At 47.8% G+C, this 4,118-nt stretch carries 2 protein-coding genes; both read right to left on the bottom strand.

Annotated features, from left to right (window positions below; genetic code table 11):
• Positions 1–728: 728 nt before the first annotated feature.
• Positions 729–2,780 (bottom strand): reverse transcriptase family protein, encoded by a 2,052-nt coding sequence (locus AAFM92_16680; GenBank protein ID MEL7302016.1) that lies wholly within the window; start codon positions 2,778–2,780, stop codon positions 729–731.
• The gene (locus AAFM92_16675; protein ID MEL7302015.1) at positions 2,755–3,672 is read right to left on the bottom strand and encodes an endonuclease/exonuclease/phosphatase family protein; all 918 of its coding nucleotides are present in this window, start codon (positions 3,670–3,672) and stop codon (positions 2,755–2,757) included. The genes AAFM92_16680 and AAFM92_16675 overlap by 26 nt, the downstream gene beginning before the upstream one ends.
• Positions 3,673–4,118 lie beyond the last annotated feature (446 nt).

The raw sequence follows: 4,118 nt of genomic DNA, 5'->3' as shown, positions 1-4,118 counted from the left end.
TATTATTATATGGACATACCTCGTCTTATACAATCATTCACTTTCCCCTAACACACACACACACACACACCCTGATCAAGACTCGAACCCACAATCTTCCCACAAAGTGTGAAAAGACCCCACACCCAAACCCATTCAGCCACTGACCCCACATAAGGATTGTGAATCGAACTTGTATTAGTCTATCTATCTATATTCCATGGCCGTTTCCCCCTTTGTAAGGAGGGTGACCCAGACGAAACGATAACTTCTAACATTACACAAAATAAAGCTAATACCAAAACTAAAAATTCTTATGCTAATAAATATCTATATTACCTGACCTACCTTTTCTACCTATTCTTTATCCCCCTTCCTATTGGACATCACATGGACAACACAATCTAAGCTAAGTTTGTCGGCCCAAGTCCCCAAGGCATAGAGACACACGTCCTAATCACTAAAGTCGTTATAGTACCCGATCATGGCCGATACAAGGATCACCGCAGTTAAGGACAGCCCCTGCATCACGTGTGTTTCACGAGTCCCCTAGCTAAAAACAAAAAGCCCTCTCTGCAAAAGCTAACCCTCCCCCCTCCTAACCAAGTTGTGCTACCTAACGCTTAACACCTAAGAGATTAAGGGGCACAAAGAAAGATTCCACGGCCGAATAGCCACTTCATATGTATCCACACCCCCCAGTCCGCCCGCCCTCTGGCCGGCGGGCCCTATCTCCTCGGATCTTCCTATCACGCATTTACGAACTTTCTCCACTCCTTCCTATCTCTTGCTCTTACTCTTCCTTCCTCCACTGACAAACCTCGCTCTCTCAGGCTCTTCCTAACTCCCTCCCCCCACCCCATCCTTGGTCTCCCCCTCCCTCCCACCCCCCTAACCCCTGATCCCGTGATTCTCTTTACCATTCTGCCCTCGTCCATCCTTTCCACATGTCCGAACCACCTTAACCCTCTTTGTTCTGCTCTCTTGGACAGCTCCAACAAAACCCCTGAACGCCTACGTATCTCCTCGTTTCTTAATCTATCCCATCTTGTCACTCCGCACATGCTCCTCAAGCATCTCATCTCCATGACGTCCAGGCGTTTTTTGTCTGCTGTTTTCATTCCCCAGGTTTCTGCTGCGTACAACGCTGTAGGCACAATTACACTTTCGTACAGCCCTCTTTTGACTTCCATCCCAAGTTCCCTAGTCTTCCAAATCTTTTTCATACCCCCCATAGCTTTCCCCGCTTCCCCTACTCTAAATTTAACTTCCTCCTCTATTTCCCCATTCCTTGCCACTTGTGATCCTAGGTACCGAAAACTCTCCACCTCCTCTAGCCTCTCTCCACCTAGGTTTATATTTAGCCCTCCCCCATTTTCATTTCTCGTACATCTCATTACTTTACTCTTGCCTACGTTTACTTTAAGTTTTCTTCTATCACACACCCTCCCAAATTCCGTCACCAGCTGTTGCAGGCCCTCTTCTGAATCGGCCACGAGCGCAGTATCGTCAGCAAAAAGAACCTGATTTATAACCCACTCTTGTTCCCCGTTTCCCTCAATGAGCCCTAGCCCTCTTTCACCAACCCTGATGTTTACCTCTCTCACCACCCCATCCATGAACACATTGAAAAGCCAAGGAGACATCACACAGCCCTGCCTAAGCCCCACCTTAACTTGGAAACTATCACTAACTTGATCACCGACTCTTACACAAGCTCTACTGTCTACATAAAAGCTCTTAACTGCTGACAGTAGTTTTCCCCCAACCCCATACAAGCTCAGCATTCTCCAGAGGGCTCCTCTATCTACCCTATCGTAGGCCTTTTCCAGGTCCATAAAGGCCCAGAAAGAGTCCTTCCCCTTCGCTAGATATTTTTCGCATCCCTGACGTACAACAAATATTTGATCTACGCACCCTCTGCCCCTCCTAAACCCACACTGCTCATCCTTCAGAGCATCCTCTGTCCCATCCCTTATTCGGTTGATCAACACTCTCCCAAAAAGTTTCCCTACCATGCTTAGCAGGCTAATTCCCCTATAGTTGCCGCACACATGTTGGTCCCCCTTCCCCTTGAATATGGGAACTATCGCTGCCATCCTCCAATCTGCTGGTACTTCCCCGGCCTCGAAACATATGTTAAGCAACCTGACTAGCCACTCCACTACTGCTACTCCTCCCTTTTTTAGGCACTCTGCTGGTATACCATCTAATCCCGCTGCCTTCCCTGTCCTCATGATCCTTAGGGCTTCCTCTACTTCATTTTTGGTGACTAGAGCTTCATTACTCCTACCCATCCTAGGTACCCCCTGCTCAAAAGCTACTGCTGTTATCCTAGCTTCCCTATTATCCTCGTAGTTTAGCAGCTCTTCGAAATGTTCCACCCACCTCTTGTTAACCGCCTCTCCCTCTGTGAGCATTTGGCCATTGAGATCCTTCACTGTCTCCTCTTTTTTACCTCCTTCCTTCCTCAGTTGTTTCACCTCCTTCCAGAACATTTTCTTGTTCTGCGCAAAATTTTCCGTCACGCTTCTACCCCACCTCGCATCCGCTCTTCTTTTCATCTCCCGCACCTTCCTCTTCACCTCCCTCTTTTTCTCATTGTACCTCTCCCGCGTTTGGTCGTTACTATCTCTCAGCCAACACTCAAAAGCCCTCCTTTTTTCTGCCACTACTAGGTTCATCTCCTCATTCCACCATTCACTCCCCTTCCTTCTCCTTCCTCCAACTTTTCTCATCCCGCATGTTTCCTTCGCGCATCTAACTATCCCCCCTTTAAAGAGTTCCCATTCTGCTTCCACCCCCCCCCCACTCCCTCCCCTTGACTCCCTCCCACTCCGCTGCCAGCTTTTCCCGATATTCCGCTAGTTTTTCCTGATTTTCTAGCTCGCTGACTTTTAACACCTCCCTTTCCCTCCCCCCTCGCCCACCCCTTTCCCTTCCCCCAGCCACCGTTAATGTACCCTGAACCAGGTAGTGATCCGAGATTCCTCCTGCCTCCCCCCTATACACATGTACATCTAACAGCCTCCCCACGATTTTCTTGGAGACCAGTACATAGTCCATGAGCGCTCTTTCTACTACCCTCCCTCTCACCACCCTCGCCCACGTATATTTATTTTTCTTTTTCTTCTTAAAATAGGTGTTACCTATCGCTAGTTCCTGATCTATACACATGTCTAGTAGGAGCTGTCCCCTATCATTTACGCCTGGCACCCCAAATTTAGCAGTTACCCCTTGTATTACTATATTCCCCACCCTAGCATTTAGGTCACCCAGCACCACTACGTTAACATTATCCCCAAAACTATTAACACAATCTCTGAGTTCATTCCAGAATTGATCCCTCTCGTTGTCATCTTTCTCACTCCCTGGTCCATAGGCACTCACTATAACCCATCCCTCCCTCCCAAATTTTAACCTAACCCACATGAGCCTTGACGACACTTCTTTCCACTCCGTCACACATCTCCTCACCTCCTCACTCAACAGTATCGCCACTCCTTCTCTCGCCCTTCCATTTTCTACACCAGAACTTCGCCCTCCTACTCCTCCAAACACCACCTCACCCTTCCCTCTCATTTTTGTTTCACTTATCGCCAATACACCTAACTTTCTCTTTCTAAACATATTTCCTATTTCCTCCCTCTTTTCCTCGCTAGTACTACAACCTTGAACATTTAAGACACCAATCTTAAGGGTTTTAGAGGTACAAGCCCTTCTATCCCTATTATATTCGTTTCGTCTGTTCGTAGCAAGAAAGTACAGTTGAGTAGGCAGCTGACCTTTCTCAACCTAAGTCGGAGTCTGTCAATTAGTACGATCCATACACCACTCCCCGAAGGTTACAAGCCCGCTGACCACGGACCCAAGTATTGGTGTATAGTACGCGTCAGCCACCACACCTCTTAACCAAGGTTTAAACAGATCCTTTCGCTGCTGGGTGTCAGCCCGTAGGCTGGGTGTCAGCCCGCAGCGACGTGGTGGCCGCAGCGACGTGGTGGTAATTACTGTACATGCAATAAAAAAATGGTTGCACTATTCCTTAAAGAACTTGGAGAGACTGATGCAGATAACTTAATGGCAGCACTGATACAAAGGCTGTTTCCCCCTCTTTAGAAAGGTGACCAAGACTAGAT

The organism is Pseudomonadota bacterium (assembly GCA_038533575.1).
GTDB lineage: Bacteria > Pseudomonadota > Alphaproteobacteria > Rhodobacterales > Rhodobacteraceae > Shimia_B.
This window is presented reverse-complemented; position numbering and strand designations above follow the sequence as displayed.